We start from the raw sequence: 3,155 nt of genomic DNA, 5'->3' as shown, positions 1-3,155 counted from the left end.
GCCCTCGGCCTATTAGTACCGGTCAACTCCACCCCTCACAGGGCTTCCATATCCGGCCTATCAACCCAGTCGTCTACTGGGAGCCTTACCCTCTCAAGGAGGTGGGAGTGCTCATCTCGAAGCAGGCTTCCCGCTTAGATGCTTTCAGCGGTTATCCCTCCCGAACGTAGCCAACCAGCCATGCCCTTGGCAGGACAACTGGCACACCAGAGGTTCGTCCGTCCCGGTCCTCTCGTACTAGGGACAGCCCTTCTCAACACTCCTACGCGCACAGCGGATAGGGACCGAACTGTCTCACGACGTTCTAAACCCAGCTCGCGTACCGCTTTAATGGGCGAACAGCCCAACCCTTGGGACCTACTCCAGCCCCAGGATGCGACGAGCCGACATCGAGGTGCCAAACCATCCCGTCGATATGGACTCTTGGGGAAGATCAGCCTGTTATCCCCGGGGTACCTTTTATCCGTTGAGCGACGGCGCTTCCACAAGCCACCGCCGGATCACTAGTCCCGACTTTCGTCCCTGCTCGACCCGTCAGTCTCACAGTCAAGCTCCCTTGTGCACTTACACTCAACACCTGATTGCCAACCAGGCTGAGGGAACCTTTGGGCGCCTCCGTTACTCTTTAGGAGGCAACCGCCCCAGTTAAACTACCCACCAGACACTGTCCCTGATCCGGATCACGGACCCAGGTTAGACATCCAGCACGACCAGAGTGGTATTTCAACGACGACTCCACCATGACTGGCGTCACGGCTTCAAAGTCTCCCACCTATCCTACACAAGCCGAACCGAACACCAATATCAAGCTATAGTAAAGGTCCCGGGGTCTTTCCGTCCTGCTGCGCGAAACGAGCATCTTTACTCGTAATGCAATTTCACCGGGCCTATGGTTGAGACAGTCGAGAAGTCGTTACGCCATTCGTGCAGGTCGGAACTTACCCGACAAGGAATTTCGCTACCTTAGGATGGTTATAGTTACCACCGCCGTTTACTGGCGCTTAAGTTCTCAGCTTCGCCCCGACGAATCAGAGCTAACCGGTCCCCTTAACGTTCCAGCACCGGGCAGGCGTCAGTCCGTATACATCGCCTTACGGCTTCGCACGGACCTGTGTTTTTAGTAAACAGTCGCTTCTCGCTGGTCTCTGCGGCCACCCCCAGCTCTGGCAGCAAGTGCCGTCACCAGGAATGGCCCCCCTTCTCCCGAAGTTACGGGGGCATTTTGCCGAGTTCCTTAACCATAGTTCACCCGAACGCCTCGGTATTCTCTACCTGACCACCTGAGTCGGTTTGGGGTACGGGCCGCCATGAAACTCGCTAGAGGCTTTTCTCGACAGCATAGGATCATCCACTTCACCACAATCGGCTCGGCATCAGGTCTCAGGCTATTGTTGTGCGGATTTGCCTACACAACGCCCTACACCCTTACCCCGGGACAACCACCGCCCGGGCTGGACTACCTTCCTGCGTCACCCCATCGCTCACCTAGTACAGACTTGGTTCAGCGGCTCCACCACGTCCCTTTGTCCGAAGACTCCGGGCCGGCTTCACGGCCTTAGCATCACCTGGTTCAGCGTTGGCGCTTCAAAGCGGGTACGGGAATATCAACCCGTTGTCCATCGACTACGCCTGTCGGCCTCGCCTTAGGTCCCGACTTACCCTGGGCAGATCAGCTTGACCCAGGAACCCTTGGTCAATCGGCGCAAGAGTTTCCCACTCTTGTATCGCTACTCATGCCTGCATTCTCACTCGTGTACCGTCCACGACTGGTTTCCACCGCCGCTTCACCCGGCACACGACGCTCCCCTACCCATCACAGCAGGCGTTGGCCCTATATGCTGCAATGACACGACTTCGGTGATGTGCTTGAGCCCCGCTACATTGTCGGCGCGGAATCACTTGACCAGTGAGCTATTACGCACTCTTTCAAGGGTGGCTGCTTCTAAGCCAACCTCCTGGTTGTCTCTGCGACTCCACATCCTTTCCCACTTAGCACACGCTTAGGGACCTTAGTCGGTGTTCTGGGCTGTTTCCCTCTCGACCATGGAGCTTATCCCCCACAGTCTCACTGCCACGCTCTCACTTACCGGCATTCGGAGTTTGGCTAAGGTCAGTAACCCGGTGAGGCCCATCGCCTATCCAGTGCTCTACCTCCGGCAAGAAACACGTGACGCTGCACCTAAATGCATTTCGGGGAGAACCAGCTATCACGGAGTTTGATTGGCCTTTCACCCCTAACCACAGGTCATCCCCCAGGTTTTCAACCCTGGTGGGTTCGGTCCTCCACGAAGTCTTACCTCCGCTTCAACCTGCCCATGGCTAGATCACTCCGCTTCGGGTCTTGGGCATGCAACTGTATCGCCCTATTCGGACTCGCTTTCGCTACGGCTACCCCACACGGGTTAACCTCGCTACACACCGCAAACTCGCAGGCTCATTCTTCAAAAGGCACGCAGTCACGAGACACACAGCAAGCTGCATGTCCGACGCTCCCACGGCTTGTAGGCACACGGTTTCAGGTACTATTTCACTCCGCTCCCGCGGTACTTTTCACCATTCCCTCACGGTACTATCCGCTATCGGTCACCAGGGAATATTTAGGCTTAGCGGGTGGTCCCGCCAGATTCACACGGGATTTCTCGGGCCCCGTGCTACTTGGGAGTTCTTCAAACGAGCCGTACAGATTTCGCCTACGGGGGTCTTACCCTCTACGCCGGACCTTTCGCATGTCCTTCGACTATCCATACGGTTTCTGACTCGCCGACCGGCCGGCAGACCGGTCAAGAAAAATCCCACGACCCCACAAGCGCAACCCCTGCCGGGTCTCACACGCTCATGGTTTAGCCTCATCCGGTTTCGCTCGCCACTACTCCCGGAATCACGGTTGTTTTCTCTTCCTGCGGGTACTGAGATGTTTCACTTCCCCGCGTTCCCTCCACATACCCTATGTGTTCAGGTATGGGTGACAGCCCATGACGACTGCCGGGTTTCCCCATTCGGAAACCCCCGGATCAAAGCCTGGTTGACGGCTCCCCGGGGACTATCGTGGCCTCCCACGTCCTTCATCGGTTCCTGGTGCCAAGGCATCCACCGTGCGCCCTTAAAAACTTGGCCACAGATGCTCGCGTCCACTGTGCAGTTCTCAAACAACGACC

Annotated in this window: 1 rRNA gene; it reads right to left on the bottom strand. The window is 57.0% G+C overall.

Annotated features, from left to right (window positions below):
- Window positions 1-3,114: ribosomal RNA gene (locus BI06_RS55665) — 23S ribosomal RNA — on the bottom strand.
- Window positions 3,115-3,155: the final 41 nt, after the last annotated feature.

The sequence above is a fragment of the Kitasatospora sp. MBT66 genome, assembly GCF_000710405.2.
Classification (GTDB): Bacteria; Actinomycetota; Actinomycetes; order Streptomycetales; family Streptomycetaceae; genus Kitasatospora; species Kitasatospora purpeofusca.
The sequence above is the reverse complement of the archived record's forward strand: the minus strand, read 5'-3'. Positions and strand labels throughout refer to the sequence as shown.